Origin of the sequence: Streptomyces sp. NPDC026589 (assembly GCF_040638385.1) — a bacterium.
In the GTDB taxonomy this organism is placed as follows: domain Bacteria; phylum Actinomycetota; class Actinomycetes; order Streptomycetales; family Streptomycetaceae; genus Streptomyces.
The window spans coordinates 70,686-96,906 of the sequence record NZ_JBEZYG010000001.1 but is presented as its reverse complement, the minus strand read 5'-3'; the positions used below and the strand labels follow the sequence as shown (position 1 = coordinate 96,906).

The window sequence follows — 26,221 nt, the reverse complement described above, 5'->3', positions numbered from 1 at the left end:
GGCGTTACGCCTCGCCACGGGCACGGCGACGTGCGGACCGGCGCATCATGACCAGACCCGCGGCTCCGGCGGCTCCGGCAGCCAGCGCGGCGGCCGCTCCGGCGTTCGAGTCGCTCTCGGAGCTGACCGGCTCCATGTCCGGGACACCGCCGCCGCCCGCGGGGACACCGCCGATCGGCCTCTGCGGCTTGCCGCCGCCGTGACCGCGGTCGGGGCACTCGACCTTGAAGCTCTTCTGCTTCGGGCCCGCCGGGACAACCCACACCAGCTGGTACGTGCCCTCCGGGAGCAGGTACGTCTCGCTGCGCGCACTGCCGTTGATGAGCGGGAGCCTGTCCATCAGGGTGGTGCCCGGCGGCACGGTCGGGGGCTGCTCGGTGATCGTCCAGGGGACCGAGGGGAACGACTCGAAGTTGCTCGCAGCCAGCACGAACTTGCAGACCTCGACCCCGTCGCGGTCACTGCGCGAGTGCCAGCTGACCGAGCGGATGTCGATGTTGCCGCTGTCGCCGGGGAGGGCGTAGGCGGCGGGTGCTCCGGCCAGGGTGGCGCCGGCGACCGCGACTGCGACGGCGACCTTGGCGCCCGTGCGGGCGCTGCGGGAGCGGACGGAACTGGAGATGCGCATGAAGGCTCCTTCAAGCCGAGATGATTGTCGTACTGATCACCTGATCGCCTAAGACATGCCATGAATCGTCATAAAAGTCAGATAAGACACGAAAAACACGACAGAAGTTCCCTGATCGGCAGGCAGCATACGAGTGGCGTTTCCGCGGGCGCAGGAGCGCGCCTTCATCGACACGGCAGCCACGCGACGAGCCGGCACGCGCGGCCAACTGACCGTCGCCGCGCCCGGGTGGCCTGAGATCGGCGACCGGCCCGCGCTGGGAAAGCCGGGGCGGCGCAGCCGCACAGCGCATCGCGCTCCACCCAGCCGGACCGCCCCCCATCAGCCGAAGCTCCTGTTCGACTTCGCGTGCGGCGGCCTGCATGAACGCGCTCGTCCGCGTTCATGATGGTCCATCCGATGCCGCCGAGGACGGCCGATGCTCTCAGCGGCCGCTCAGGAGGGCGAGGACTTCGCCGTCCGTCACCTGGTAGAAGTCGTCGTACCACTCACCCACGGACCGGAGGCCCGGCGGCTGTTGGAGGCAGAGGACATCGTCCGCATCCCTGCCCAGGCGGTCTCGGCTGCCGGGAGCGCCGACCGGTACGGCGAGAATCAGCCGGCCCGGAGCCCGACGGCGCACGTGACGCAGGGCGGCCTGGGCGGTGAGCCCGGTGGCGAGGCCGTCGTCGACCAGAACCACGGTCCTGCCGGCGACCCGAGGCTCGGGCCGGCCGTCCCGGTAGAGCTCCTCGCGACGGCGCAGCTCCGCGCGTTCCCGGGCCAGTTGGGGGCCGAGACGGTCCTCGGAGAGGCCGAACATCTCCAGTGCCTCTCTGTCGAACAGCGGCGGGTCGTCGCCGACGATCGCACCGATACCGCTCTCCGGCCGGCCGGGCAGCCCGATCTTGCGTACGACCAGGACGTCCAGTGCGGCCCGGAGCGCCGATGCGATGGGCGCCGCCACGGGGACGCCGCCGCGGGGAAGCGCGAGGACGACGGGGTCGGTCATCCCGTGGTCGGCCGACCACGCCAGAAGCCGTTCGGCGAGCTCACGGCCCGCCTGTTCTCGATCCCGGAATCGCATGGGTCCGCCTCTCGGACGGGTCACGGTTCGGTGGGGGCCGGCGGCCTCCGACTGGGCTCACTCCGCCTCGCCGGGGACCTCCAGCCTTTCCAGAGCGCGTACCGCCGGCCCCTGGAGCACAGCGCCGTCGGTTCCGAACCGGGACCCATGACACGGACACTCCCAGGTGACTTCCGCGTCGTTGAAGGACACCAGGCAGCCGAGGTGGGTGCAGCGGGCGGAGACGGCCCGCAGCGTGCCGTCCTGATGCCGGTGAACGGCACAGCGCCGCCCCTTCACCCGCACGACGGCGCCCGTGCCCGGCGCGATGTCACTCACCGAGTCGACGTGGGTCACCCGCATCCGGTCCCCGGCGAAGTGCTTGGCCACATCGGCTTGCTGCTTCAGCAGCGCCGCGCCCTCGCGGAGGACACCCGCGATACGTCGCGGATCGTACAGCTCCGCCCAGGCCGGCCGGGCTTCGGACTCGGTGATCAGAGAGGTCAGCAGCCGGCCCGCAAGGACGCCGCCGGTCATTCCCCAGCCACCGAAGCCGGTCGCCACGTAGGTATGACGAGCCCCGATATGGAGGGGGCCGATGAGCGGCACGGTATCGCTGGGGTCGTTGTCCTGTGCCGCCCACCGATAGGTGGTGGCGCCCACCGGAAAGCGTTCGTGCATCCAGGAGTCGAGACGGCGGAAGCCCTTGCTCTCACCGGGGGGCGTGTCGCCGGGGGTGATTCCGCCGCCGGGCTCCAGGCCAGGCGTATCGCGCGGATCCGGGTCCGGGTTTCCTGTGCTCATGTACTCCGAGTACCCCTTCGCGCGGAGGCACACGTGGACTCAACCGACTTTCCCGGCAACCGAGCTTCGTTCCGGGCCGTAGGGCCACAGGGGCGCCGAGCCGTCGACGCGGCGGCACCCGCCTGTAGCGGCTCCGCGGGTCGCCTACGCCCGGACGGGAGAACCGGGCGTTAGAAACGTCTCCAGCGGGGAACCCGCCGCGCCACGGACGTTCCGCACTATCCGCACGACCCCAGGAAGGGAACGAGACCCATGACTACCGCACGCGAGATCATGACCAGCGGCACGGAGTGCGTCGGTGAGAAGGAGAACATCCTGGACGCCGCGAAGAAGATGAAGGACCTCGGCGTCGGCGCTCTCCCGATCTGCGGCACCGACAACAAGTTGAAGGGCGTCCTGACCGACCGCGACATCGTGGGCAAGGTGCTCGGCGCGGGCAAGGACCCGGCGGACTGCACGGCCGGCGAGTTGGCCCAGGGGGAGGCGGTGACCATCGGCGCCGACGACCCCGCCGAGGAGATCCTGCGCACGATGACCTCGCACAAGGTCCGCAGGCTGCCGGTCATCGACGGCCACACCCTGGTCGGCATGGTCGCCACCGCGGACGTCGCCCGCGCCCTGCCCGACCCTCAGGTCGGAGACCTAGTCGAGGCACTCTCCACCGACTGAGGCCACTGCCTACGAATCGCTACGGGCCCGCCAGGGAGCTCAGCCCGCCGTGCCCGTCGGGACCACGGCGGGCGTCCTGGGTTACCGCCTGCCATGGTGCCGGTCGGGCGCCGGCCTAGTTTCGGGGTGCGCATGGTGTGGCGTACATGGTCAGGCCCTTGGGCGTCGGTGTGAGTTCCAGGCTCACGCCGATCTTGCGGCCAGGCCGCGCCGGGCGCAGCGTGCGCGAGCCGGCCAGGGTCGCCAGGGCGACGGGCAGCATCGCATCGGCCGCGGCTGCGCCGGGGCAGTATCGGGGACCCAGGCCGTAGGCGAGCAGCGCGGCGGGGGCCGGTGGCGGATCGGCGTGGGGGAGCCAGCGCTGCGGGTCGAACACGTCCGGGTGGCGGTAGCGGTTCCTGTCGCGGCGCAGGGCCCCCAGGGGCAGAGTGACCACGGCTCCGGCCGGGATGTGTACACCGCCCTGGCGGGTCTCGTGGCGGGTGCGGCGGACCAGGAACGGGATGCCGTGGAGGCGGGTGACCTCTTGAACGAAGGCGGTCGCGAGCGGGAGCTGGTGTGCCTGGAGGCGGTCCGTATCGGGTGCGGCGTCGGCTTCGTCCCGGAGAGCCTGCTGGTAGTGCGGGTGGCGGCCCAGTTCGTAGCAGGCCCAGGCGAGGGTGGAGGCGCTGGTCTCCATGCCGGCGATCAGCAGAGCGCGAACGTCGCGCTGCACCACGTGGGGGTTCCCGGGAGCGGCAGCTTCGAGCACGGACACCAGGTCCTGCCTGTCCGGGGCGGGCCGGTGGTGGGCTCGCACCTGGCGGACGGCCTCGTCCAGTTCGGCGAGCGCACGGCGGCTGGCGCGGCGCCGGGGCACGGGCACCCAGGGCCAGGGTGCGAGGGCGTAGCGCCAGAAGATGCCGCCGGACAGGGTGGAGCGGGCGGATGCGATCTTGGACAGGGTGCCGGGAGCGAGCTCACTGTTGAGGACACAGCTGACGAGGAGACCGCAGGCGAGGCGGCTCATCTCCACCCGCATGTCGAGCGGTCGGTCCGCGGGCAGCTCGGCGAGCAGCTGCCGGGTACGGGCCTGGACACTGGGGCCGAGAGCGGTGAGCCGGGACGCGGTGAACGCGGGTCTCATCACGGCGCGCCGCTCCCGGTGGGCGGCGCCCTCGAGGCCGACCACGCCGTGCCCGTTGAAGTCGCGCAGGCTCGGGTCAGGGCCCCAGAACCGGAACGTGTCCTCATCACTGCCGACCTTGCGCAGCAGTGCCGGGTCGTTGACCTGGAAGGCGGTCGTCGGGCCCGTCCTGGTGGGGACGACCGGGCCGGCCTGCTCCAGACGGGCCGCGAGGTTGGCCGGGTCGAGCCAGAACCGCAGGGCGCGGGAGGGGGCGAGTGCCCCCGCGGGGGCGAGTGCCCCCGCGCCGGGCGGCACGACCGGTTGTCCGGGGCAGGCTGTCCTGTCCACACTCATCAGCTTCGCTGTCCTGTCCACGCTCGTCGGCCTCCGCGGCTCCGGCCGCCAGTACCGTATGGGCAACGATCAACTGCGGGGGCGGTCACGGGCGGGCCGGCCCCCTGCGAACCCTCGATCGCCCGACTGGACCTGCCTGGTACTACCGGGCACACCGTCGCCTACGCCCAGGAACTCCGACACCGCCGACGCGCCCACCCGGTCCCTCTCGGCACGCAGGCGCACCAGTACGGGCGCACTACGCTGATCGAGATGAATCTGTCCCGGACGCATGTCTCGCGGCTCCTCAACCGCCTCCTGGCCAAGCTCCGCGGGCTCGTCGTGCCGCGAAATGTCGGGGTCCGACGGCGGCGAAGCCGTCGACCATGGCGATCAGGTCGCGCGACGTGCGCGTCAGTGCGTTCTCGTCCAGCGGGACGCCGGACCAGGTGTGCATCGCGCGGGTGAGCACCTTCGCCAACTCGTCGAAGAGCACGACGCGGTCCTCGCGCGACCATTCCGGCCGTGCTCGCTCCATTTCCCCGCCCACCTGTCGCGAGAGGTCCCGCACCGCCGACGGGTCCTTGAGCAGGCCGGTGAACAGCGCCTTGCGCACCCGGTGGCGCTCGCCGTCCAGCGTGTGGACCGCGCCCCGGCCGAACAGCGTGTCGATCACCGGTCGCGGCTGCGCGTCGTGGCGCAGGATGTGCTTCTCGTCGTAGAAGAAGCGCACCGCGGCCGGGCGGTGCAGGCGATGGCCTGCTTGCCCAGGAGGCGTGTACGCACAGGCGCTCCGCCGCTGCGGCGCCTGCGGTCGGGAAGCCAGGCATAACCCTGGAGAAGGAGCGGGAGAGTGCTGTCGGCCATGGTTCCTCCGGGGTGCGCGGACGGGTGCCGGCGGGGGCGGTCGCGTCAGGGGCGGCGCCAGTCGTCGGAGCGCAGGTGGGAGGCGGCCTGAGGCCCCATGCGCAGCATTCCGCCGTCCACCGCCCAGGAGGCTCCGGTGGTGTAAGACGACTCCGGACCAGCTAGGAAGGCGACCACGGCGGCGACCTCCCGGGCGTCGCCGGGGCGCCCGAGCGGGATGCCCGGCCGGTCCACGCCCTCCACCTCGGTGTCCTCCTGGCCCGTCATCGGCGTCGCGATCTCTCCGGGGGCCACCGCGTTCACCGTGATGCCGTACTCGGCGAGCTCCAGGGCCATCACCTGCGTCAAAAGGCCGAGCCCGCCCTTCGCGGCACAGTAGGGGGCCGCGCCGACCCGGGGCTGATGCTCGTGCACCGAGGTGATGTTCACGATGCGCCCGCCGTCCCCCTGGGCGACCATGCGGCGGGCCGCACGCTGTGAGCACAGGAAGGGGCCGATGAGGTCCACGTCGATCACCTGCCGCACCGTGGCGTGGTCCAGGTCGAGGAACCGGGTGGACGTTCCTGTGCCCGCGCAGTTGACCAGTACGTCGATCCGGCCCAGCTCGTCCGCCAGGGCGTCCACCACGTCGGCGGCGGCCGGCGGTTCGGTGAGGTCCAGCCGGGCGATCGCGGCACATCGGCCGACGGCGCGGACTTCGGCGGCGGTGTCCTCGCCGCCCCGACGGTCGCGGTGGTAGGTGATGCCCACATCCATCCCCTGCCGCGCGAGCCGGACGGCGACCGCTCTGCCGATGCCGGAGTCCGCCCCGGTCACCAGGGCGACCGGGGCGCTGTCGTCGGTCATGTCTCCTCCATGGGCCGTATCGGGGGAAGGCAGGGCCCGCTCCCGCTCCGGGCGTCGGGCGGCTACCACCGTCGCCCGGAGGCAAACGTTCAGCCGGTCGGTGACCACGAGGTCGAGCCGTCCGATCAGGGAGAGGCGCGGATCCGGCGTGCGGCAATGGCGCGAGGCCGGGACGGCCCGTTGGGCGAGAGCGTCGCCGGCGGCGACCTCGCCCAACGCGAGGCTGAACCAGCCTCGCGAGGCTGAACCTGCCGGTGGCCAGGACGCGCCCCGTTCCGCCACGGGGCCTGAACAGGTCGTCCGACCGGGTGTCGAGGGGCGACGGCATCAGAGGGGTCCGTCTCCTCGTCGTGCACGGGCGGGCGGTACGTCCGCGTCCGCTCCGTCGGGTGCGAGGTCGTCGAGCAGTGCCTGGCAGTCGGCCGTCAGGCTGCCGAGCGCGGCCCCGACCTCGGGGCCCTGACCGTGCAGGTGTTCCTTCAGGTCGGCGAGGGCTCGGTGGGCGGCCGCCAGGGCGTCGTTCCTTCGGCCGCACCGCTCCTCGTCCGGGCCGTGCGCCATGATGGCTTCGTCGGCCGAGCAGACCTCCGCCGCGGCCGACAGGAGCCCGCCGAGATCGGTCAGGGCGCGGCGCGGCGGCAGAGGGAGGCCTCGCTGCTCGGAGGCGGTCTCCCACAGCGTCAGGGTGAGGGCGAGCAGCCGATTCGCCACCCGGGCCCAGACGATGTCCCACGCGGTGGACGGAGCGGGCGTCCGGCGGCGGAGCCGGTGGCCGGGGTTGAGCCGGAAGCTCTCGGAGTCCCAGCCCCGGGCCACGTGGAGCTCGGACAGCGCGGCCAGCAGGTCGTGCGCGCTCCGGTGCCAGTGCTCCGCCCGCTGCGCGTCGTACTCCCGCTCCCGCATGCCGTCGCCCATGTCGCGCAGCAGGTCGGCGCAGTCGCGCGGCAGAGCACACGCCAGCCTGCTGACGTGGAGCGAGTGGACGGGCGGCAGGACCGCGGCGTTCACCGCGATGCCCACGGCGGCTCCCACGGCCGTCTCCAGCAGCCGGTGCCCGACGGCGGGCAACGAGTACGAGCCGTAGGCCAGCACGAAGAGGGCGGTGGTCGGCGCGTACAGGCCCTGGCCGCCGACGGGTGCCAGGTTGCCGAGCAGCACGGTGAGGGGGAGGGCGATGACCATGGCGGCCATCGTGTTGCCCGTGAGGGCGGCGGCACCGGCGGCGAGCAGGGTCCCGGCCGTGATCATCAGCAGGAGCTGGGTCGCGGTGCGCACGGACCGGTAGACGGTCCCCAGCACCAGGGCCACAGCCGCCCAGGGAGCCATCAGCGCCATCGGCGCCGTCAGCCACCAGCCGGTCAGCGCCCAGGCGACGATGGCCGCGGCTGCCGCCTTCAGGGACTGCGTCACCTGGTACGCGTCGGGCCGGTGCAGGCGCGGTGTCACGCGGGCGAGCGCCGTCCTCATGGCCTGCTCACCGGCGTGGTGGGCTTGAGCGAGACCACCGGCCGCCGGTCGCCCGGCCGCCGGTCGCCCGGCCGCCGGTCGCCCGGCCGGCGGGGAAGCGGCGTGGAGGCGGTCATGCCGCTCCCTGGAGGGCGTCGTCGCGCAGTCGCTCGCAGGACTGGCTGAGCAGGCGTGAGACGTGCATCTGGGAGATGCCGAGGCGTTGGGCGATGCTCACCTGTGTCATGTCGCGGAAGAAGCGGAGGTAGAGGATCGTGCGCTCCCGCTCCGGCAGCTTGCGCAGGCCCGGCTTCACGGCTTCCCGGTCGACGGCGACGTCCAGGGCCCGATCGGTGGACCCCAGTCGTTCGGACAGCGGGCTGCCGCTGTCCGCGCCCGCCGGTTCCGCGTCCAGGGAGAGGGCGCTGTAGCTCTCCAGCGCTTCCAAGCCCAGCAGCACGTCGTCCTCACTGAGCCCTGCAGCGGAGGCGATCTGGGCGCAGGTCGGCGCGCGCCCACCCGCTGTCTGGCTCAGATCACGCCGGACCGTCCTCACTCGGTTGCGCAGATCCTGGACGCGGCGCGGTACGTGGACATCCCAGGTGTGATCGCGGAAGTGCCGCTTCAGCTCGCCCGTGATGGTCGGAACCGCGTACGTCTCGAACGCTTTGCCGCGGAGCGGGTCGTAACGGTCCACCGCCTTGACGAGGCCCATGGCGGCCACCTGCCGGAGGTCGTCCATCGCCTCCCCCCGGTCGCGGAACCGTGACGCTATCCGGTGAGCCATCGGCAGCCACGCACAGACCAGATCGCTGCGCAGCTCGTCCCGCTCCGGGCCCGGAGGCAGCGCGCTCAGCCTCCCGAGAGCCTCGTGCGCGGCCGAGTCGTCCCCGTCCCTGCGTCGTTCGTGGCCAGATGCAGCCTGCATGAGAATTCACTCCTCGACGACGGTTACGTTGGGTCGCCGTAGGAGCGCGCGGAGTCGGACACATGCCGCCCGGAACTCCCACGGGCGCGCCTCATGTCCGAAGCGCAGTACTCGCATACCCGTACAAATACGGGACAAACGCGCAGGGCTCGGATAGAGGCAGAAACTCGCCGCCCGGTCCGGTCGCGGTGCCGCCGATGAGGCCGGCGCGAGGGCCGGGCCGCGGGCGCGGCCCCTGAACCCCGTGCTCCGCGGCCCGATCCCGCGGCACGCCGCTCGGCTGCCAGGCCGAGTTCCCTTCCGCAGGGACCCCAAACGGGATCGACATCGCATCCGAGCACGCATCGGCGTGGCGACTCGGCGCGTGTGCAGCCGTGGCTGACCGGGGTACCCGACCGGGTCGAGCCCACTCCGACAGAACGGGAGGAAACCATGGATCTCGCGCACCTGACCCCCCTGTACGAGCGCCCGGGCCCATGGGCCACGGCCTACCTCGACACCTCGGTCGCCGACGAGGCCACGCTCAGCCGCCGCGAGCTCAAAGGACGGCAGATCAGCGAGGAGCTGGCCACGCACGGCGCGGATCAGGAGACCTGCCGGGCAGTGCGCCGGGCGATCGGCTCGTACGACTTCGGCGACCACACCGCGGGCAGGGCGGTCTTCGCCGCCCACGGCCAGGTCGTGCTGGATCCCGTGCTGAGCGTTCCACCGCCCGGTGAGTCCTCCAGCCTCTGGGCGCCTCTCCCACACGTGGCGCCTCTGGTGGAGCTGACTCCCGATGAGCCGGACACGCTGGTCGTGCACGTCGATCGCCTCGGCGCCGACATCGAGCTGCGGACGTCGTCCGCGCGGAGTCCGTTCGGTACGGTGCGGGGCCGCGACTGGCCCGTCCACCGCACGGCCTCCGCCGACTGGTCCGTGCGCCACTTCCAGCTGAGCGTCGAGAACACATGGGAGGAGAACGCCCGTACCGTGGCGGCGGCAGTCGAGGCCGCCGCCGAAACGACCGGCGCCCGCCTGATCGTGCTGGTCGGCGACGCGCGGGAACGGCACTCCGTCCGTGCGGCTCTGCCCGGCCGGCTCCCGGCGCTCGTCGTCGAGACGGAGCACGGGGGGCGAGCGGCCGGCTCGGACACCACCCGCCTCGACGAGTGGATCGCGCGAGAACGTCGCGCGTACTCCCGCCGGCACGCGGCGGACACGCTGGAACGGTTCACCGAGGCCAAGGCCCGCGACGGCGGCCGGACCGACGCGGCCGACGGCGTCCCGGCACTGGTCGACGCGGCACGCGAGCATCGGATCGACACCCTTCTGCTCCGGCCCGACGGCCCCGACACCCATCGCGAGGTGTGGGCCGGCCCCGAGCCGGACCAGCTCGCGCTCCGCCGGACCGACGCCCGTTCGCTCGGTGAGCCGGAACCCTTCACCGTCCGCGCCGACGACGCGCTGCTGAGGTCGGCGACGTTGACCGGAGCGGACGCCGTCGTGGTGGGGGGTGCGGTGGCCGCTCACGACCGTGCCCCAGAGGAGGATCTGGAAGCGGACAACCGGAGGGCTGCAGAACCGATGTCGGCGGAGCCGGTCGGGGGCCTGGGCGCGCTGCTGCGCTGGCCGACGGACGGCGAACATCCGCTGGCGGAACCGGGAACCTGACGTTGCGCCGAGCAGCCGGGAGCCGAGGCCCGACGGGCCGCGAACCGACGGGAGCCGGGATCGACGGATGAGGGGGCGGGCGGGCTGCGCGGGGCACCCCGGCCGGTCCGGGTCCCGCTCCCCGCCTCCCCGGCCGGGCCTCCCCGCCCGCCCGGGGAGGAGGCCTACGAGCCGGGCGGTGCCACTTCTCCGGTTCACCCGCGGTCATGTTCACGGCCTCCCCGGCCGGGCGCGTGTCCGCCCCGGACCGACGAGCGGTCAGCCCAGTGCGGACAGAAGGTCGTCGCACGCCTGCTCGCAGCGTCGGCATGCCTCGGCGCAGACACGGCAGTGATCGTGCCGGTCCGCATGGGCCTCGCACTCGTCGGCGCAGGCCTTGCAGACGATGGCGCAGGCTCGGAGGAGCGCACGGGTCACGTTCGCGTCGTACCCCGTGTGGCGCGAGAGTACGGCCGCGGTCGTTCCGCAGACGTCGGCGCAGTCCGTGTCGGTACGGATGCACTTGGTCAGCTCGGCGACCATCTCCTCCGACAGGCACGCGTCGGCGCAGGCCATGCACGCCTGGGAGCAGGTGACGCACTCCTCGATACAGCGGGCGAGTTTCCGGCGGTCCACCCCGCCCAGGTCGGCGGGGTGGGTGTTGAGCATGTCCTCGACCACGGTGGTCATGAGCGCCTCCCGGCGAGTAGGTCTCCTGTGCGGCGGAGTGCCGCTGTTCCGTACGGGTAGACCGATCGCGGGTCGCGAAACGCCTGAGCGTTCGGAAACACGCGCGATCATGAGCGAGCCCGCCGGTCCGCGAGGGACGGGTTTGTTCTCCCGTATCGGTGGTACCCAGTAGCGGCAGGACGTCCGGCGTTCGGGACGCTCCGACCGACGAACCGAGGAGGAACATGGCCGCCCGGCACCATCTCATCGACCGCCCCCCGTCCGCCGTGTGGGCGGTGCTGGAGGACGAAGGTCTGTACGGCAACTGGGTGGTGGGGACATCCGAGTCCCGCGGGGAGCAGGGCGACTGGCCCGAGCTGGGCTCCTCGATCACCTACAGCGTGCGGCTGGGGCCCAAGGAGTTCACCGGGCGCACGGTGGTCCGGCGCGTCGAGAGGCCCCGGACCCTGGAGCTGGAGGCCGAAGCCGGCCCGCTGGGTTCGGCGCGCATCGCCCTGGACATCCGGCCGTGGGGCGACAAGACGCTCGTGACCGTCGACGAACACCCGCTGCGCGGCATCGGCGGCACGCTCCACAACGTCCTGCTGGACTCGCTGATCCAGATTCGCCACCGCACCATGCTGGCCCGCCTCGCCCGGTTGACCGAGCGCACGACGCCGAGGACGGGCGGACGTATCGTCGCTTCGGCCGACCGCCCATGAGTTCCCGCTGTACGCGAACCCCTCTGTGAGGGTTCGCACCGTCGAAACGGAGGGTGACGCTCCCATGGTCGACGCAGTAGTGGTCGGCAGCGGTCCGAACGGCTTGGTCGCGGCCAATCTGCTCGCCGACGCCGGCTGGTCGGTGGAGGTGCTGGAAGCGCAGGACGAGCCGGGCGGCGCGGTCCGCAGCGACCGCGGTGTCCACCCCGAATACGTCAGCGACCTGTTCAGCTCCTTCTACCCCCTGGCCGCGGCCTCTCCGGTACTGGCCAGGCTGGACCTGCACCGGGAGGGGCTTCGCTGGAGCCACGCGCCCCAGGTGCTCGCGCACCCGCTGCTCGACGGCGCCTGCGCGGTGCTGGACCGGGACCGATCGGCGACCGCCGCCGGCCTGGACCGCTTCGCACCCGGCGACGGCGAGGGCTGGCTGGCCCTCTGCCGGATCTGGGACCGGCTGGGCGAGGACATCGTCGACGCCCTCTTCTCGCCCTTCCCCCCTGTCCGGGCCGGGACCGCGCTGGCGGCACGGCTCCGGGCGGCGGGAGGGCTGCGGCTGGCCCGGAGCCTCCTCCTCCCGGTCCGCAGGCTGGGCGAGGAGGAGTTCGCCGGGGAGGGCGGGCGACTGCTGCTGGCGGGCAACGCCCTGCACGCCGATCTGGCACCGGAGGCGGCAGGCAGCGGCGGCTTCGGCTGGCTTATGTCGATGCTGGGGCAGTTCCATGGTTTCCCGGTCCCCGTCGGCGGCGCGGGAGCTCTCACCGAGGCGCTGGTGCGCCGCTTGCAGCGGCGCGGAGGAAGCGTGCGGTGCGGGCAGCGGGTCACCGAGGTCGTCGTGCGGCGGGGGCGCGCCGTCGGTGTCCGTACGGAGAACGGAGAGGCGGTCCCCGCCCGCAGGGCCGTGCTGGCCGACGTGTCCGCCCCGAGCCTCTACGGGGCGCTGGTCGCCGCCGAGCACCTGCCCGGCCGGCTTCTGGACGACATGCGACGGTTCGAGTGGGACTTCGCCACGTTCAAGGTGGACTGGGCGCTGAACGGCCCTGTTCCGTGGAGCAGCGCTGCCGCTGCCTCGGCGGGGACCGTCCACCTGGCCGACGGGGTCGACGAGCTCACCAGATGCGCGTCCCAGATCGCCCGCGGCTTGATCCCGGACCGCCCGTTCCTCCTGCTTGGGCAGATGACCACCGCCGACGCGACCCGGTCGCCGCTGGACACCGAATCAGCATGGGCCTACACCCACGTGCCCCATGCGGTGAAGGCGGACGCCGGCGCCGACGGGCTCACGGGCGGGTGGGACGCCGACGAGCGGGAGCGGATGGCCGACCGGATGGAGGACCAGGTGGAGCGCTACGCTCCAGGCTTCCGCAGCCGGATCCGGGCCCGGCGGATCCTGTCCCCGGCGTCGCTCCAGGACGCCGACGCCAATCTGCGTAACGGCGCCATCAACGGAGGTACGGCCTCGATGCACCAGCAGTTGGTGTTCCGGCCGGTGCCGGGAACCGGCCGCCCCGAGACGCCCGTGAAGGCGCTGTACCTGGCGTCCGCGTCCGCACATCCGGGCGGCGGGGTGCACGGCGCTCCGGGCGCCAACGCCGCCCGTGCCGCCCTCCGCTCCGTCCGGGGCGCCACGACCGTACTCTCCGCCGCGCAACGACTGCTGGCCCGCCGGAGCCGGACCGGTGAGCCGGACCGGTGAGGAAGCGGCCTACCGGTCGAAGTAGGACTCCAGGCTGCCACGACGACGGATGTCGAGGGTCGCGCAGTGGAAGTATCCGCCGAAGGGCGCGTAGTGCAGCAGGTCGCACGGGATAGGTTCGAATCCCCAACCCTCCAGGGCACGCAGCATGGTCGTGTGATGCCGTTCCGCGATGACGCGCTTCTCGTCGACCATGAGGATGTTCATGCTGAGCCACTTTCCGCACAGGGAAGTGAGCCGCAGGAGCGGATCGCGAATCGGATCGGGTTGGGGCGCGATGAGAATGTCCCAGGAACTCAGGACGTCGGGCAGGCGGTCGACGTCGACGTACTCGGGGTTGATCAGGGCCTTGCCGGGGGCGAGTACCAGAAAGGTGGTGTCGATGTGCATGGGGGTGCGACATCGGCTCTCGATCTCGTGGACCCGGTAGTCCGGTCCCAGGTGGCGTCGCACCCATTCGATGCCCATGCGATTGGTGACGTTGCTCCGGGTGACGAACAGATCCCGGCCCGCACGGACGAAATCCGCCGCGTCGAACACGGGCTCGAACTCGGTCAGGAGGTAGCGCATGGGTTCGCCCGGCCGGGGAGGCCGGTAGCCGGGGTCGTAGAGCGCGTCGGTGAGCTGGGGTTTCGGCGCGGCGGTCCAGCGGGCGCCCCTCCGGAAGTAGTCCTTGAGCAGTGCACGGTAGGAGTGGGTCTCGAAGTATCTGCACGGCCAGGCCATCGGGGTTTCGATGATCTCCTCCCCGATCACCAGCATGCTGTCCCGGGGGCAGGTGTTGCAGAAACCGCGCGATGACCAGTTCGGCGTGGAGAACCGCCGCCGGTGGTCGACCGGGTCGGGGCGGGTCACCGTGATGCCGAGGGACCGGAGAAGCTTGACGAACTGGTCGAGTTCCCGCTGAGCCGGCCCGATCAGGGCCTGTGGGTATCTGCGTCCGGCGCAGAGCCGCTGGAACCGTGCGGCCCACGGCGGGACATTGCAGGAGACGACGGAATGCCGTGAGGGGGTGGTGGCCCCGTCGAGACGGCCGACCACGACCTCCTCGAGAGGATCCCACTCATTGTGCGAAGCGACGGGGGAACGAAGAGTCTCCGCGGCCCCGCCGGTCGGCGCTTTCGACGCGTCATTCATGTACGGCCCCTGACGTCGGCAGGAGGTCCAACGGGTACAGGTTCCTTCTTCCCATCGCGCTCACCACGCTCCTCCGCGTCCTGACGTCGGCACGGCTTCCGGGCCTGCCGAGAGATGGCCCGGTATGCGGGTATCCCGTCGGGCCTATCCGTAACGTCCCGTCCCGTCCTGTCCAGGGTTCTCAAGGACTCGGACCGTGGTCGTGGACATGGGCTGCTCGTCCTACGGGTCGGACGGGGGAGCGGAGCGGGAGGCCCGGTAGGAGTTCCAGTCGGCGCGCCCTCCGACGCCCAGGACCGTGCCGCTGGAAGACGCGGCGCCGCCGGGGTGGTCCCGTAGTTCGCGCCGGGTGGTCCGGGCGACCAGGGCCGGGAACAGGGGCCGGAGGGGCTGGCACCAGCGGAGCCAGGGCGGGGCGTAGAGGTGACGGCTGCGGCGGGCGATGCCTCGGGTGAGCCACTGGGCGACCTGGGCGGCGCTGTGGACGCGGCGGGCGAGGCGGGGCTGATTGCGGCGCAGTGCCGCGAGGACGGGGTCGTCGTCGATGCCGGCGAGCATGTCGGTGCCGGTCCAGTGAAGGTAGGCGATGCCGACCTGGACGCCGTCCGGTTCGACCTCGCCGCGCAGGGAGAGCGCGAACGACTCCGCTCCCGCTTTGGAGGCGCAGTACGCGCTCATCATGGGTGCGGCACCGAACGCGGCGGTGGAGGCGATCTGGAGGAAGTATCCGCGGGTGGTGGTGAGCTGGGGAAGGAAGGCGCGGGCGGTGTTGGCGGAGCCCGTGAGGTTGACGTCGATGACGCGTTGCCAGAGCTCGGCGGCGGTACGGTCGAACGGGCCGCTCACCGCGATGCCGGCGTTGGCCACGACCACGCTCGCGGGCCCGAGCTCCCTCTCCACGCGGCGTGCCGCGTCTGCCAGCGCCGTGCGGTCGGTGATGTCGCACTCGACGCACATGCTCCGGCCGGGGAGGGCCTCGGCGGCCTTCAGCAGCGTCGCCTCTTCCCGGCCGAGCAGGGCGACCTGCATGCCGGCGCCGGAGAGGCTGCGGGCGAGCGCTTCGCCGACACCGCGAGCGGCGCCGGTGACGACCGCGACCCGCCCGTGAAGAGGGTGGACGGGCGCACTCCGGGCCCGGCGCCCGTCTGGGCTGTCGTGCATCGACTCTCCTCGCTTCCTGACGACCGCGCCGCTGTGGGCCGCGCTCCCGGCACCACCGTCACGCGAGGAGTCGGCCCCCGCAACCGGGCCGGCAGCTCGGGCGACGGCGACGGGGGCCGGGGCCGAACACGGAGCCGCGCTCGGCACAGCGCGGCGCGCCTGTCACTCATCCTGCTCGTCACCGGCGGTGAGAAGCTGCGGGGACAGGTTCTTGATCATGGTGGTGGACCACTGCATCTGGCGCAGCGTCCGGGGATGGCAGAAGGAGACGACATCGTGAAGGCGGGTGTCCTTCGACGCATGCGCGGCCTGGCCCAGCGCATCCACTGCACGGGTTGAGTCTCCGCGAGGTTGTGACCGTACAGCGCGATGACGTCGGCGTGGTCGATGTCGTCGTAACTGCCGGGCTGGCCGTCGCAGCCGAAGGACTCCTTGAGGGCCTCGGCCGCCGTCGAGGTGCACAGGCGGGTGTTGCCGTCCAGATGGTCGGTGCCGACGCCGGCCCGGGCCAGAACCGCGAGCGTGTAGTACTCCTCCAGGAACAGCTGGCCGGACGTGTAGAAGCCGATCGATCCGGGACCGCGCTTTTCGAGGAGCCCGCGCGAGCGCGAGACGATCACCTACCATCCCCTTGATGTTCCTGGCGTTCCTGACGACCTCGTCCTCGCCGCCGGCGCGGCTCAGGCTGCCGGGTAGGGGCTGCCGGTGAGCCGGCGGGCCAGGTGGACGGCGTTGGCCGCGAGGGCCTTGGTGGTGGAGGCGACGGCTTCGGGGGTCTCGTCCAGGTCCTGGTAGTCGGTGCCGTGCATGGCTTCGCCGACCCAGTACGTGACGGCGCCGGGGGCGAGCGAGAAGCCGACGTCGTTGAGTCCCTGGAACACGTCGGCGCTCACCTTGTGCGCGCCGTCCTCGTTGCCGACGACGGCCACGGCGGCGACCTTGCCGTACGTGTGCGGGCGGCCCTGGTCGTCGGTCTCGGAGGACTCGGCGTTGAGGCGCTCCAGGACCCGCTGGCAGACGCTGGAGGGGTGCCCGAGCCAGATGGGGGTGGCGATGAGGAGGATGTCGGCGGCCAGGACCTTCTCCCGCAGCGCCGGCCAGGCGTCGCCGTCGCCCAGGTCCACCCCGATCCCCGGACGGACGTCGTGGTCGGCGACCCGGACGACCTCTCCCTGGACGTCGTGGTGCGCGAACCGGGCCATGACCTGCTCGGCGAGGTACTGGCTGCTGGAGGGGGCGGGTGAGGCGTTCAGGGTGCAGACGAGGGCGAGAGCACGCATGGCGGGGGCTTCTCCTTGATCTGAAGGGGGTTGGACGGGGGCTGGGTCCGTCACGGGTGTTCCCGGCTACGGCGTCGGTCGGACCCGGAGCTTCTCGGACTTGGTTCTCAGGGGTCCTCGGTGCGGACGCGGACGGTCTGAAGGGTGGGGTCGGCGGGGTCGGGGATGTTCATGCCTGCCTCGACTCCGGAGCGCAGGTAGCGCAGGAGGGGTTCGGTGATCCGCTCGCCGGGCAGCACGGCCGGAATGCCGGGAGGGTAGGGCGTGAGCATCTCGGCGGCGACACGGCCCACGGCTTCCGACGCCGGGACGTCCTGCGTCCGGGCGAAGTAGGCGTCACGCGGCAGACATACCTGGTCGGGACGGAGCTCGGCGGGCGTGGGCACACACACCTCGGGAGCGGGGCGGAGCGTGTGCGCGTGGCGGGCCAGGTCGCGCAGGGCCGTCAGCAGCCGGTCGGCGGTGTCCTTGTCGTCGGCGTGGGTGAACTGGGCGCTGATCCGGCGGTGGTCCACGAGGTGCATGTCGATGTGGTGGTGCTCGCGCAGCCAGTCGGCGGCCCGGTAGCCGGTGGTGCCCATGGCCTCGATGTCGATGATCACGGGCAGCGGGTCGAATTCCGCTGCCGCGCCGGGTCCGCAGAAGTCGTCCGGCCCGTTGACGTGCATTCCCTCGATCTCCCCGATGCGGCGGCGCACCGTCGCCACGAGGTCGAGCGCCCGGGAGAGCAGTCCGTGGCCGTCCAGGACCATCTGCCGGCGCCAGCCGTCGATCCCGGCGTAGAGCAGCACGGAGGGGCTGGTCGTGCCGAGGAGGTCGGCCCGCGAGGCGAGGGTGTCGTGGTCCACCAGGTCGCCCTGGAGGTGGAAGACGGAGCCTTGTTCGAGGCCGCTGCCCATCTTGTGGACGCTGGTGACGCAGACGTCGGCGCCGGCGTCCATGGCCCAGGACGGCAGGTCCGGGTGGAACGGCAGGTGGGCTCCCCACGCTTCGTCGACGATCAGTGGCTTGGCGCGCCGGTGGCAGATGTCGGCCATGGCGCGCAGGTCGGCCGCCGTGCCGTACGGGGTGGGGCTGGTGATCAGGGCGCCGCGTGCGTCCGGGTGCCGGGTGAAGGCTTCCTCCAGGGTGGCAGGGGAGGGCGGGTGTGCGAGATGCCGCTCCTTGTCCCACTGGGGTTCCAGCCAGACGGGCTCGATGCCGCAGAGGATGAGGCCGGCGATGACGGACTTGTGGGCGTCCCTGCCGACCAGCAGCCTCTGGTGGGGTGCGGCGACGCTGAGTATGGCGGCCTTGACCGAGAGGGAGCTGCCACAGGTGGAGAAGAAGGTGTGCTCCGCGTGGACGGCGTCGGCCATGAGGTCTTCGGCCCGTTGCAGCACGGAGGACTTCTCGCGGCGGTCGTCCAGCCCTCCTGTGGCGAGGACGTCTCCGAAGAACATCGCGTCGCCCAGCAGGGCGCGCACGGCTGGGGCCGCGCCTCGCGCTTGTTTGTGACCGGGCGGGGAGAAGCCCAGCTCGCCCCGGTCACGATAGGCGGTGAGAGCGTCGAGAACCGGCGTTTCGTGATGATTCATGGTCATACGACACGCCTTCCCGGCCGACGCGCGGTCAAATCAGCCTCCCTTCCCTGCATCAGGGGAGCGGCGTACCGCCGGTGGCGTTCATGATCTCGCCGGTGATGAACGAGGCATTGGCCGACGCCAGGAAGACGTAGGCGGGCGCCATTTCCGCAGGCTGCGCGGGCCGGCCCAGCGGGCTCTGCTTCCCGAACTCGGTGGTGTCGGGCAGCGTGGCCGGGATGAGGGGTGTCCAGACGGGGCCGGGCGCCACGGCGTTGACGCGGATGCCGTCGGAGGCCAGCATCTGGGCCAGGCCCTGCGTGAAGGTGACGATCGCCCCCTTCGTCATCGCGTAGTCCAGGAGATGGGGGCTCGGCTTGTACGCCTGCACCGAGGTGGTGTTGATGATCGACCCCCCTGCCGGAATGTGTGGCAGGGCGCTCTTGCACAGCCAGAACATGCCGTAGAGGTTGGTGCGCAGCACGCGGTCGAACTGTTCGGTCGAGATCGCGGAGATCCCGTCGGGCTGCGACATCTGATACGCCGCGTTGTTGACCAGGACATCGATACGGCCGAACTCGGACACCGCGCGCTCGACGAGCGAGCGGCACTGCTTCTCGTCCCGGATGTCACAGAGGACGGGCACCGCCCTACGGCCCGCCTGCTCCACCAGGCGAACGGTCTCCCGAGCCTCCTGCTCCTCCTCGGGGAGGTGGGTCAGCAGGACGTCAGCGCCCTCGCGTGCGAAGGCCAGCGCCACCGCACGGCCGATCCCGGAATCGCCCCCGGTGATCACGGTTTTCCGGCCGTCGAGCAGACCGGAGCCGCGGTAGGACTCCTCGCCGTGGTCGGGCGGCGGGTCCATCGGTCCCGTCCAGCCGGGAGGTGCCTGGTCCTGCTGGGGGAAGTCGGGGCGGGGATGGAGCGTTTGGGGGTCCTGCGGCTTTTCACTGCTCGCCATGATGGTCCTTCCTACGTCGTCCGTCGTCGCAGAAGCCCAGTACATCGGAGGCGCCCGGAGCCCGCGGGCCGTGCGGGCCGGCCCGCTGGAGCTCCGCCGACGGCACGGCCGGTTGGCTCAGCCGGTCTTCCGGCCTGCCAGCGGTGCGGTGTCCTCGCCCGCTCCGGTGCGTACGCCGCGCAGAAAAGCGCTCAGCGCGTCTTCCGCCGTACGGGTGGGCTGCCAGCCCAGCACTTCGTGCGCCCTGGTGGAGTCCAGTACGGGCAGTCGCAGCACCGCGTCGAACAGGTGCGGGGAGGCCGGTACGGCATGAGCCCGCCAGGCGGCCGAGAGCGCGGTGCGCACCAGGGCCCTGGGGATCCGCACGATCCGGGCGTCGAGCAGGCCCGCCAGCGTGCGGGCGTCGATGACCGGGTCCGCCGCCAGGTTGAAGGGGCCCCGCACGTCGCGGAGCACGGCCAGCCGGTAGGCGTCGGCGGCATCGTCGGTGTGAAGGACCTGGAAACGCAGCCCGTCCAGGTCGGGTACGAAGGGCAGCAGGTCCGGCCGCAGCAGGGGGCCGGGGGCGTAGCGGCCGGCGAAGATCCGCCGCTGCTCGGGGGCGGCGGTCTCCTTGAAGAGGAATCCGGGCCGCATCCGGACCACCCGGATCTGCGGGTGGCGCAGCTCGAAGGTGTCGAGGACACGTTCCAGGTAGGCCTTCTCCCGGCAGTAGGCGGCGTCCGGCCAGCCATGCGTGGGCCACTGCTCGTCGACGCCGGGTTCGTCCTTGGGACCCGGGGAGTAGGCGCCGACGGACGAGGCGTGCACCAGGGCGGGGACCCCGCCACGTGCCACGGCGTCGAAGACTCGCCGGGAGCCCAGCACGTTGCTCTGCCACGTCACCACGGGGTCGTGGGTGGGCTGGAAACGCCACGCCAGGTGGACGACGGCGTAGGCACCGTGCAGCAGACGCGTGAGCCGGTCCTCGCTGTCGGCCCGGGACAGATCGACGGTGTTCCACTCGACCTTCGGGATCTCGAGCGACGGTCTTCTGCGGGCCAGCCCGAGGACGGATCCGATGTCCGGTTCCGCGGCGAGCGCGCGGACCACGCTGGTTCCCACGTTGCCGGTGGCGCCCGTGACCACCACGCGCTTGCCGGGATGCCGGCTGTTGTTCTCCATGCCCGGGTCTCCTTCCTGGCAGTGGCCCGGTCCCCGTCTCCGGATCAGGGGATGAGCAGGGTCTTGATCATGCCGTCGGCCTTCTCCCGGAACGTGTCGTACGCCTGGGGTCCCTCTTCGAGCGGGAGGTGGTGGGTGGCGAAGGAGTCCACGCCCAGCGGGTCGTCGTCGGTGAGCAGGGGCACCAGGTCGTCGACCCAGCGCTTGACGTTGGCCTGGCCCATGCGGAGCTGGATCTGCTTGTCGAACATGGTGAGCATCGGCATCGGGTCGGCGGAGCCGCCGTACACGCCGGAGACGGAGATCGTGCCGCCCCGGCGCACCAGGTCGATCGCCGTGTGCAGTGCGGCGAGGCGGTCGATGCCCGCCGTCTCCATCATGCGCTGCGCGAGGGTGTCGGGGAGCAGCCCGACCGCTGTGTGTGCCGCCTTGGCCACGGGGGAGCCATGGGCCTCCATCCCGACCGCGTCGATCACCGCGTCCGTGCCGCGCCCGTCCGTGAGGTCGCGGACGGCGTCACCGAGGTTCTTGCCGTGGCGACGCAGGTCGAGGCAGGTGGCGCCGTACCTGCTTGCCCGGTCGAGCCGCTCGGGGACCAGGTCCACGCCGATGACGAGATCGGCGCCCCGGTGGCGGGCGATCCGGGCGGCCATGGCGCCGATCGGGCCGAGGCCCAGGACGGTGACGCTGCCGCCGGGCGGGATGTCCGCGTACTCGACCGCTTGCCAGGCGGTCGGCAGGACGTCCGACAGATAGACGAACCGGTCGTCCGACGGGCCGTGCGGGACCTTGATGGGCAGGTCGTTGCCGAAGGGCACCCGCAGGTACTCGGCCTGGCCCCCGGGCACCTGCCCGTAGAGCTTGGTGTACCCGAACAGGGCGGCGCCCATGCCGCGCTCGCGCACCTGCGTCGTCTCGCACTGCGAGTGCAGCCCCTGCCCGCACATGTAGCAGTGCCCGCAGGACACGTTGAAGGGAATCACGACCCGGTCACCCGGAGCGAAGGCGGTGACCTCGCGGCCGACCTCCTCCACCAGCCCCATCGGTTCGTGGCCCAGGATGTCGCCCGGGTCGAGGTAGGGCCCGAGAACCTCGCCCAAGTGAAGGTCGGATCCGCAGATCCCGGTCGACGTGATCTTGACGATGACGTCCGTGGGCTCCTGGATCCGTGGGTCCGGGACCGTCTCCACCCGGACGTCCCGCTTTCCCTGGTAGGTCAATGCGCGCACGGGTCCGCTCCTTCCGTCGCCGGTGTTCCGTGGGCGAGTGTGCCGGGTTCCCACCCTGCCGACCGTGAAACACCCAGGCAGGGTCGTGGGCCGGAACACACGTGGCCTCTTTGCGATGATGCATGGATGAGGAACAACGCGCTCATCGTGGTCGACATGATCAATACGTACGATCATGCCGATGCCGACCTGCTCGTTCCATCCGTCCGCAGCGCACTGCCCCACATCGCGCGGCTCATCGCCCACGCCCGCTCGGAGCGTGTACCGGTCATTTATGTGAACGACAATTTCGGAGAATGGCGGTCCCACCACGGAGAGATCGTCGAGAAGACGCTCGCGGGAAAGAACGCGGAGCTGGTCGAACCCATCCTGCCGGACGATGAGTCCCTCTTCGTCGTCAAGGCCCGGCACTCGATCTTCTACGAGACGCCGCTCAGCTATCTGCTCTCCCAACTGGGCGCCGACCACCTTGTGCTGTGCGGGCAGGTCACCGAACAGTGCGTGCTGTACTCAGCCCTCGACGCCCATATCCGGCAGCTGCACGTCACCGTCCCGAGGGACGCCGTGGCACACATCCACAGCGACCTCGCCGACGCGGCTCTGCGCATGATGGAACGCAACATGGGAGCCCGGGTCACCTCCACGGACGACGTCACCTTCTGACACCGGTACTCGAAGGCGCTGCGGTACCGTCCCGCCCGCAGCGTGCCGGCCGTCCCGAACCTCGGAGTTCAATCGAGGTAGTGGGCGCGCCCCTGGTCATCGAGGCCGACGGAACCGGGGCCCTCGGGGATGACGCAGAACTCGTTGCCCTCGGGGTCGGCCATCACCAGGAAACCGCCGTCGGCGTACTCCTCCAGGCGTCGTCCTCCGAGCGCCTCGACCCGCCGCTGCTCGGCTGCCGGATCGGGGGAGGAGATGTCGACGTGCATGCGGTTCTTCCCGGGCCTGGGCTCACCGGCCTGTTGGAAGCCCAGGCCCAGCCCGTTCTCCCGCCGCAGCCAGACATAGGGGCCGGTACGGTCCACGATCGGACGGCCGAGCAGCTCGGACCAGAACGCGGCGAGCCGCTCGGGGCTGTCAGCGTCGATGACGAGGGTGTGGATCCGCGGAGGTGCTTCTGTCATGCTCGCTCCTTTGCCACCGGGCGGCCTCGTGCCATACCTGCGGGCGCCGCCTCGGACAACGACCCGCCCGGGGGCCGGCTTTCAGGTTCGCGCGCTGCCCGGCTCGAGCTGTCGGATGCGCGCGTCGAGCTCACGCCGGTAGAAGTCGATGAAGCCGTCGGGGTCGGGGCCCGCGTTCTGCATGACCAGCCTGTCGAAACCCGCGTCGACGTAGCTCTGGGCGACCTCGATGTAGCGTTGGGGATCCGCTCCGCAGGCGAACTTCTCCAGAATGTCCTCCTCGCGCACGGTGGTGGTCGCGGCATCGAAATTGACCGGATTGGGCAGCTCGCTCATCACCTTCCACCCGGTCAGCGCCCACCGCGACGTCTCCAGGGCGGCGCGCGCGGCGGTGTGCGCGTCGGGCGCCCAGGCCATCGGAACCTCGCCGTAACACGGGCCGGTTCCGCCGGCGTCACGGTAGTGCCGGACGATGCTCGGCTTGTCCTCCGTGGCGAACAGGCCGTCGCCCAGCTCGGCGGCGATGCGCGTCGACAGGTGACCGCTGGCGGCCACCGCGATCAGAGGCAGTTCGTCGGGGAGGTCGAAGACCCGGGCGTCCTGCAGCCGCAGGTGCTTTCCCTCGTAGGACCGGTACCCCCCGCGCCAGAGCAGCCGGATGATCTCCAGGGCTTCCGTGAGCATCTCGTGCCGGGGGTGGACCGCGTCGGGGAATCCGGGACCGACGACGTGTTCGTTGAGCCGCTCCCCCGAGCCGACACCCAGGACGAAGCGGCCTTCCGAGAGCAGGGCGAGTGTCGCGGCCGCCTGAGCGATGATGGCGGGGTGGTAGCGCACGGTGGGGCACGTGACCCCGGTCGCCAGACCGATCCGCGACGTCTTCGCCGCGATGCTTCCCAGCACCGTCCAGGCGAACGGTGAGTGTCCCTGGTTGTCGAGCCAGGGGTGGTAATGGTCGCTGATCTCGACGAAGTCGAATCCCGCCTCCTCGGCGAGCACGGCCTGCCTGACCAGCTCCGCCGGGCCGAACGCCTCCGCCGCCAGCTTGTATCCCACCTGCATGTGATCCTCGTTCCGCGCGCGTCGTGGCTGCCTCTTCCGCACAGGGGTACCCCCTGTTCTCCGTACATAACGGTCAAGGGCGTGGACAGGGCGGGACAACGCGGCCGGGACCTGGCCCGTCCGGGTGATGCTCGGCGGCAGCCGTACGAGGCCGGCATGTCCAGCCCGCACGGCCACCCGACGGGAGGTGCGAGGTCCGCGCGTCAGCCGGGGCCCGGCCCGAACGGGCTGTCGTCGAGGCGGTCGAGCAGATCGGCGACATCCTGGTAGACCGCTTCCGCTCCTGCCCGCTCCAGGTCCGCGCGGGGGATACCGCCCGACAGGAGAGCCACCGCGGTCACCCCGGCCCGGGCCGCCGCCTCCATGTCCCACACCGTGTCGCCCACGAACACCGCCTGCCCCGCACTGACTCCGGCCAGCCGGCACGCCAGCTCCACGGGCTCCGGGGACGGCTTTCCCCGGTCGACGTCGTCCGAGCTCGCCGTGGCCCGGAGGGCCTCGTCCGCATCCACCGCCCGCCGCAGAGCCGCGAGCTCCGTCCCGCTCGCCGAAGTGGCGAGGACAACCCGCCAACCGCGGCCTGCCAAGGTGCGCAGCAGGTCGCCCGCGTGGCGGAAGGCGGGGAGGCGGTCGAAATACGTCGCGTAGAGCACCGTGTGCGCGGAGCCGATGGCCGCGTCCTGCCCCGCGTCACGGTCGGGCCCCAGCAGCCGCTCAATCAGATCACCGGAGCCGAGGCCGACCGCCCGGTGGATCTCCGGCATCGGCACGGTGTGCCCGGCCTGCCGGAAGGCCTCCCACCAGGCCACCACGTGGAGGTGATTGGTATCGGTGAGCGTGCCGTCCACATCGAAGATCGCCGCGCCAGTCATGGTCTCCCGCTTTCACCGGCCGTCAGGCCTCGCGCCCCTGGATGTCCGCCTCGTCCGAGACATGGACGGCCGCTTCTTCCGCCGACGCCGCGCCACCGTCGATGCCCACGTCCTCGGCGAAGACGTCGTTCTCCCGCCCGGCCGCGTCGTCCGCCGCGCTGAGCCGGCCTGCCCGGGGCTCGCGCTCGGCCCGTTCCAGGGGCTCGCCCTCACCCTCGGCGAGGTCGCCGATGCCGTCGCCGTCGGGCGGTTCCACGTCGTCGGTCTCCTGGGCGAGCCGCTGGTCCAGGGATTCACCGTGGCGCACCTCGGCCCCGGTCGTGCCGAACCTGTTCACGGCCAAGGGGCGGTCGGGCGGGGAGTAACCCTCTTCCATCCGATCGTCCAGGTCCCGTTCGTCGAGCGTGTTCTCCAGGTCGAGCTCGTCGTTCGGCGGATCGCCGCCATCGTCGTCCTGGGGCTGGTACACGTCGTCGCCGCGTGCGTCTGCGGGCATGTCCTGTTCCCTCCGTCGTGCGGCGGCCGGCCCTGGACCGCCGGTGGGTGTGTCAGCGTCCGAGGGCCTTGCGGAGCTGCTCCTTGTTCATGGAGGAGCGCCCGTCGATGTTCTTCTTCCTGGCCTCCGCGTAGAGCTGGTCCTTCGTGGGCCCCTGCGCGCCCTTGTGTGAACGTTCGCCGCCGCGTTCGTAGGCGGATTTCCTGTCCTGCGTCGACGTCTTGCTCGCCGTCTTCGACTCGCCCGACCGGGCGCGCTCCTTGTTGACGGTCCGGGCCGCGATCTCCTTCGCGCGGCTCTGCGACGCGCCCTGCTCCTCCTGGCTCTCCTTGATGTGCTCGTACTGCCGCTCACGCTTCTTGCTGGATCCAGCCGGCATGGCGTACTCCTCCACTTCCGTCCCGGGGGCGTCGGGACATCGCGTTTCCCGTACGGATCCCACTAAACAACGCCCACCGCGACAGCGCCCCCGGAGAGAGGAGCAGGAGTGGCGCCCCCGAAGCCGATGGGGATACCGGCCCGAACGCGGGCTCGACCGCGAGTCCGGTTGAACCGAAGTGGTGCTCGAGCCGAGCTCGGTGATACCGAGGGCGAAGTCCGCGTTGCCCACCCCGTGGCCGGCCAGGCCCACCGTGCCCACGCCCGCTCCCTCCAGCCAATGTGCCATTCCGCGGGCGCGACGCGGCCGGGCTGGTGCCGTCCACGATCGACCAGCTGGTCGAGCCGGTGCTGGACCGCTACTTCGCGGGACCGGGGAAGGCCACTTCCCAGGCTCTCCGC

General features: G+C 71.5%; 25 protein-coding genes and 3 pseudogenes. 5 read left to right on the top strand and 23 right to left on the bottom strand.

Annotated features, from left to right (window positions below; all coding sequences use genetic code 11):
• Positions 1-4: 4 nt before the first annotated feature.
• The 4 genes and pseudogenes from AB0F29_RS00475 to AB0F29_RS00460 all read right to left on the bottom strand — a co-directional run.
• Complete coding sequence (locus AB0F29_RS00475) at positions 5-628, bottom strand: hypothetical protein (protein ID WP_361866287.1); 624 nt, start codon at positions 626-628, stop codon at positions 5-7.
• 424 nt (positions 629-1,052) lie between these two features.
• On the bottom strand, positions 1,053-1,694 hold the full coding sequence (locus AB0F29_RS00470) for a phosphoribosyltransferase family protein (RefSeq protein ID WP_361866284.1): 642 nt from the start codon (positions 1,692-1,694) through the stop codon (positions 1,053-1,055).
• 57 nt (positions 1,695-1,751) lie between these two features.
• Positions 1,752-2,378: pseudogene (locus AB0F29_RS00465) on the bottom strand (FAD-dependent oxidoreductase); the annotation flags it as partial.
• A gap of 42 nt (positions 2,379-2,420) precedes the next feature.
• Positions 2,421-2,477: pseudogene (locus AB0F29_RS00460) on the bottom strand (hypothetical protein); the annotation flags it as partial.
• A 252-nt stretch (positions 2,478-2,729) separates the two neighbouring features.
• Between AB0F29_RS00460 and AB0F29_RS00455 the strand changes: the two are divergent.
• Positions 2,730-3,146, top strand: a complete 417-nt coding sequence (locus tag AB0F29_RS00455) for a CBS domain-containing protein (RefSeq protein ID WP_361866281.1) — start codon at positions 2,730-2,732, stop codon at positions 3,144-3,146.
• Between the two features lie 115 nt (positions 3,147-3,261).
• On the opposite strand, the gene AB0F29_RS00450 is transcribed toward AB0F29_RS00455, so the two are convergent.
• From AB0F29_RS00450 to AB0F29_RS00430, 5 genes are all read right to left on the bottom strand, one after another.
• On the bottom strand, positions 3,262-4,608 hold the full coding sequence (locus AB0F29_RS00450; RefSeq protein ID WP_361867010.1) for a cytochrome P450: 1,347 nt from the start codon (positions 4,606-4,608) through the stop codon (positions 3,262-3,264).
• 286 nt (positions 4,609-4,894) lie between these two features.
• Complete coding sequence (locus tag AB0F29_RS00445) at positions 4,895-5,320, bottom strand: hypothetical protein (protein ID WP_361866278.1); 426 nt, start codon at positions 5,318-5,320, stop codon at positions 4,895-4,897.
• 179 nt (positions 5,321-5,499) lie between these two features.
• Complete coding sequence (locus AB0F29_RS00440) at positions 5,500-6,300, bottom strand: SDR family oxidoreductase (RefSeq protein ID WP_361866275.1); 801 nt, start codon at positions 6,298-6,300, stop codon at positions 5,500-5,502.
• Between the two features lie 327 nt (positions 6,301-6,627).
• Positions 6,628-7,767, bottom strand: a complete 1,140-nt coding sequence (locus tag AB0F29_RS00435) for an FUSC family protein (RefSeq protein WP_361866272.1) — start codon at positions 7,765-7,767, stop codon at positions 6,628-6,630.
• A 112-nt stretch (positions 7,768-7,879) separates the two neighbouring features.
• Positions 7,880-8,674, bottom strand: coding sequence for a SigB/SigF/SigG family RNA polymerase sigma factor (locus AB0F29_RS00430; protein WP_361866269.1), 795 nt, complete (start codon positions 8,672-8,674; stop codon positions 7,880-7,882).
• 432 nt (positions 8,675-9,106) lie between these two features.
• On the opposite strand from AB0F29_RS00430, the gene AB0F29_RS00425 reads away from it, so the two are divergent.
• Entirely contained in the window at positions 9,107-10,327 is a 1,221-nt protein-coding gene (locus tag AB0F29_RS00425; protein WP_361866267.1) for a Vms1/Ankzf1 family peptidyl-tRNA hydrolase, read from the top strand.
• 258 nt (positions 10,328-10,585) lie between these two features.
• Here the strand turns inward: AB0F29_RS00425 and AB0F29_RS00420 are convergent, their stop codons facing one another.
• Positions 10,586-10,996, bottom strand: a complete 411-nt coding sequence (locus AB0F29_RS00420; protein WP_361866265.1) for a four-helix bundle copper-binding protein — start codon at positions 10,994-10,996, stop codon at positions 10,586-10,588.
• Positions 10,997-11,220: 224 nt separating this feature from the next.
• Here AB0F29_RS00420 and AB0F29_RS00415 point away from each other — a divergent pair, with 224 nt between their 5' ends.
• Positions 11,221-11,697, top strand: coding sequence for an SRPBCC family protein (locus AB0F29_RS00415; protein WP_361866263.1), 477 nt, complete (start codon positions 11,221-11,223; stop codon positions 11,695-11,697).
• Between the two features lie 64 nt (positions 11,698-11,761).
• Positions 11,762-13,390, top strand: a complete 1,629-nt coding sequence (locus tag AB0F29_RS00410) for an NAD(P)/FAD-dependent oxidoreductase (protein WP_361866261.1) — start codon at positions 11,762-11,764, stop codon at positions 13,388-13,390.
• Between the two features lie 9 nt (positions 13,391-13,399).
• Here the strand turns inward: AB0F29_RS00410 and AB0F29_RS00405 are convergent, their stop codons facing one another.
• From AB0F29_RS00405 to AB0F29_RS00370, 8 genes and pseudogenes are all read right to left on the bottom strand, one after another.
• Positions 13,400-14,527: an amidinotransferase gene (locus tag AB0F29_RS00405; RefSeq protein ID WP_361866259.1), complete on the bottom strand. Its 1,128-nt coding sequence runs from the start codon at positions 14,525-14,527 to the stop codon at positions 13,400-13,402.
• A 222-nt stretch (positions 14,528-14,749) separates the two neighbouring features.
• Positions 14,750-15,688, bottom strand: coding sequence for an SDR family oxidoreductase (locus tag AB0F29_RS00400; RefSeq protein ID WP_361866257.1), 939 nt, complete (start codon positions 15,686-15,688; stop codon positions 14,750-14,752).
• A gap of 317 nt (positions 15,689-16,005) precedes the next feature.
• A pseudogene (locus AB0F29_RS00395) lies at positions 16,006-16,308 on the bottom strand (molybdopterin-dependent oxidoreductase); the annotation flags it as partial.
• A gap of 60 nt (positions 16,309-16,368) precedes the next feature.
• Positions 16,369-16,968: an NAD(P)H-dependent oxidoreductase gene (locus AB0F29_RS00390; protein WP_361866255.1), complete on the bottom strand. Its 600-nt coding sequence runs from the start codon at positions 16,966-16,968 to the stop codon at positions 16,369-16,371.
• A 107-nt stretch (positions 16,969-17,075) separates the two neighbouring features.
• On the bottom strand, positions 17,076-18,551 hold the full coding sequence (locus AB0F29_RS00385; protein ID WP_361866253.1) for an ornithine decarboxylase: 1,476 nt from the start codon (positions 18,549-18,551) through the stop codon (positions 17,076-17,078).
• 52 nt (positions 18,552-18,603) lie between these two features.
• Positions 18,604-19,491 (bottom strand): SDR family oxidoreductase, encoded by an 888-nt coding sequence (locus tag AB0F29_RS00380; protein WP_361866250.1) that lies wholly within the window; start codon positions 19,489-19,491, stop codon positions 18,604-18,606.
• A gap of 117 nt (positions 19,492-19,608) precedes the next feature.
• Positions 19,609-20,655, bottom strand: coding sequence for an SDR family oxidoreductase (locus AB0F29_RS00375; RefSeq protein WP_361866247.1), 1,047 nt, complete (start codon positions 20,653-20,655; stop codon positions 19,609-19,611).
• A 44-nt stretch (positions 20,656-20,699) separates the two neighbouring features.
• A complete protein-coding gene (locus AB0F29_RS00370; RefSeq protein ID WP_361866244.1) occupies positions 20,700-21,884 on the bottom strand; it encodes a zinc-dependent alcohol dehydrogenase in 1,185 nt (394 codons plus the stop codon).
• Between the two features lie 126 nt (positions 21,885-22,010).
• Between AB0F29_RS00370 and AB0F29_RS00365 the strand changes: the two genes are divergently transcribed.
• Positions 22,011-22,547 (top strand): isochorismatase family cysteine hydrolase, encoded by a 537-nt coding sequence (locus AB0F29_RS00365; RefSeq protein ID WP_361866241.1) that lies wholly within the window; start codon positions 22,011-22,013, stop codon positions 22,545-22,547.
• A 68-nt stretch (positions 22,548-22,615) separates the two neighbouring features.
• Here AB0F29_RS00365 and AB0F29_RS00360 read toward each other — a convergent pair whose 3' ends face one another.
• From AB0F29_RS00360 to AB0F29_RS00340, 5 genes are all read right to left on the bottom strand, one after another.
• On the bottom strand, positions 22,616-23,011 hold the full coding sequence (locus AB0F29_RS00360) for a VOC family protein (protein WP_018955626.1): 396 nt from the start codon (positions 23,009-23,011) through the stop codon (positions 22,616-22,618).
• An 81-nt stretch (positions 23,012-23,092) separates the two neighbouring features.
• A complete protein-coding gene (locus tag AB0F29_RS00355) occupies positions 23,093-24,073 on the bottom strand; it encodes a TIGR03557 family F420-dependent LLM class oxidoreductase (RefSeq protein ID WP_361866237.1) in 981 nt (326 codons plus the stop codon).
• A 203-nt stretch (positions 24,074-24,276) separates the two neighbouring features.
• The gene (locus AB0F29_RS00350; RefSeq protein WP_361866234.1) at positions 24,277-24,945 is read right to left on the bottom strand and encodes an HAD family hydrolase; all 669 of its coding nucleotides are present in this window, start codon (positions 24,943-24,945) and stop codon (positions 24,277-24,279) included.
• 22 nt (positions 24,946-24,967) lie between these two features.
• Positions 24,968-25,441, bottom strand: coding sequence for a DUF5709 domain-containing protein (locus AB0F29_RS00345; RefSeq protein ID WP_361866231.1), 474 nt, complete (start codon positions 25,439-25,441; stop codon positions 24,968-24,970).
• Between the two features lie 52 nt (positions 25,442-25,493).
• A complete protein-coding gene (locus AB0F29_RS00340) occupies positions 25,494-25,820 on the bottom strand; it encodes a plasmid stabilization protein (protein ID WP_361866228.1) in 327 nt (108 codons plus the stop codon).
• Positions 25,821-26,221 lie beyond the last annotated feature (401 nt).

Bases quoted from the DNA above. Each gene is read 5' to 3' on its own strand.
- AB0F29_RS00475 (WP_361866287.1), bottom strand. From the start codon at position 628: ATGCGCATCTCCAGTTCCGTCCGCTCCCGCAGCGCCCGCACGGGCGCC.
- AB0F29_RS00470 (WP_361866284.1), bottom strand. From the start codon at position 1,694: ATGCGATTCCGGGATCGAGAACAGGCGGGCCGTGAGCTCGCCGAACGG.
- AB0F29_RS00455 (WP_361866281.1), top strand. From the start codon at position 2,730: ATGACTACCGCACGCGAGATCATGACCAGCGGCACGGAGTGCGTCGGT.
- AB0F29_RS00450 (WP_361867010.1), bottom strand. From the start codon at position 4,608: ATGAGTGTGGACAGGACAGCCTGCCCCGGACAACCGGTCGTGCCGCCC.
- AB0F29_RS00440 (WP_361866275.1), bottom strand. From the start codon at position 6,300: ATGACCGACGACAGCGCCCCGGTCGCCCTGGTGACCGGGGCGGACTCC.
- AB0F29_RS00435 (WP_361866272.1), bottom strand. From the start codon at position 7,767: ATGAGGACGGCGCTCGCCCGCGTGACACCGCGCCTGCACCGGCCCGAC.
- AB0F29_RS00430 (WP_361866269.1), bottom strand. From the start codon at position 8,674: ATGCAGGCTGCATCTGGCCACGAACGACGCAGGGACGGGGACGACTCG.
- AB0F29_RS00425 (WP_361866267.1), top strand. From the start codon at position 9,107: ATGGATCTCGCGCACCTGACCCCCCTGTACGAGCGCCCGGGCCCATGG.
- AB0F29_RS00420 (WP_361866265.1), bottom strand. From the start codon at position 10,996: ATGACCACCGTGGTCGAGGACATGCTCAACACCCACCCCGCCGACCTG.
- AB0F29_RS00415 (WP_361866263.1), top strand. From the start codon at position 11,221: ATGGCCGCCCGGCACCATCTCATCGACCGCCCCCCGTCCGCCGTGTGG.
- AB0F29_RS00410 (WP_361866261.1), top strand. From the start codon at position 11,762: ATGGTCGACGCAGTAGTGGTCGGCAGCGGTCCGAACGGCTTGGTCGCG.
- AB0F29_RS00405 (WP_361866259.1), bottom strand. From the start codon at position 14,527: ATGAATGACGCGTCGAAAGCGCCGACCGGCGGGGCCGCGGAGACTCTT.
- AB0F29_RS00400 (WP_361866257.1), bottom strand. From the start codon at position 15,688: ATGCACGACAGCCCAGACGGGCGCCGGGCCCGGAGTGCGCCCGTCCAC.
- AB0F29_RS00390 (WP_361866255.1), bottom strand. From the start codon at position 16,968: ATGCGTGCTCTCGCCCTCGTCTGCACCCTGAACGCCTCACCCGCCCCC.
- AB0F29_RS00385 (WP_361866253.1), bottom strand. From the start codon at position 18,551: ATGACCATGAATCATCACGAAACGCCGGTTCTCGACGCTCTCACCGCC.
- AB0F29_RS00380 (WP_361866250.1), bottom strand. From the start codon at position 19,491: ATGGCGAGCAGTGAAAAGCCGCAGGACCCCCAAACGCTCCATCCCCGC.
- AB0F29_RS00375 (WP_361866247.1), bottom strand. From the start codon at position 20,655: ATGGAGAACAACAGCCGGCATCCCGGCAAGCGCGTGGTGGTCACGGGC.
- AB0F29_RS00365 (WP_361866241.1), top strand. From the start codon at position 22,011: ATGAGGAACAACGCGCTCATCGTGGTCGACATGATCAATACGTACGAT.
- AB0F29_RS00360 (WP_018955626.1), bottom strand. From the start codon at position 23,011: ATGACAGAAGCACCTCCGCGGATCCACACCCTCGTCATCGACGCTGAC.
- AB0F29_RS00355 (WP_361866237.1), bottom strand. From the start codon at position 24,073: ATGCAGGTGGGATACAAGCTGGCGGCGGAGGCGTTCGGCCCGGCGGAG.
- AB0F29_RS00350 (WP_361866234.1), bottom strand. From the start codon at position 24,945: ATGACTGGCGCGGCGATCTTCGATGTGGACGGCACGCTCACCGATACC.
- AB0F29_RS00345 (WP_361866231.1), bottom strand. From the start codon at position 25,441: ATGCCCGCAGACGCACGCGGCGACGACGTGTACCAGCCCCAGGACGAC.
- AB0F29_RS00340 (WP_361866228.1), bottom strand. From the start codon at position 25,820: ATGCCGGCTGGATCCAGCAAGAAGCGTGAGCGGCAGTACGAGCACATC.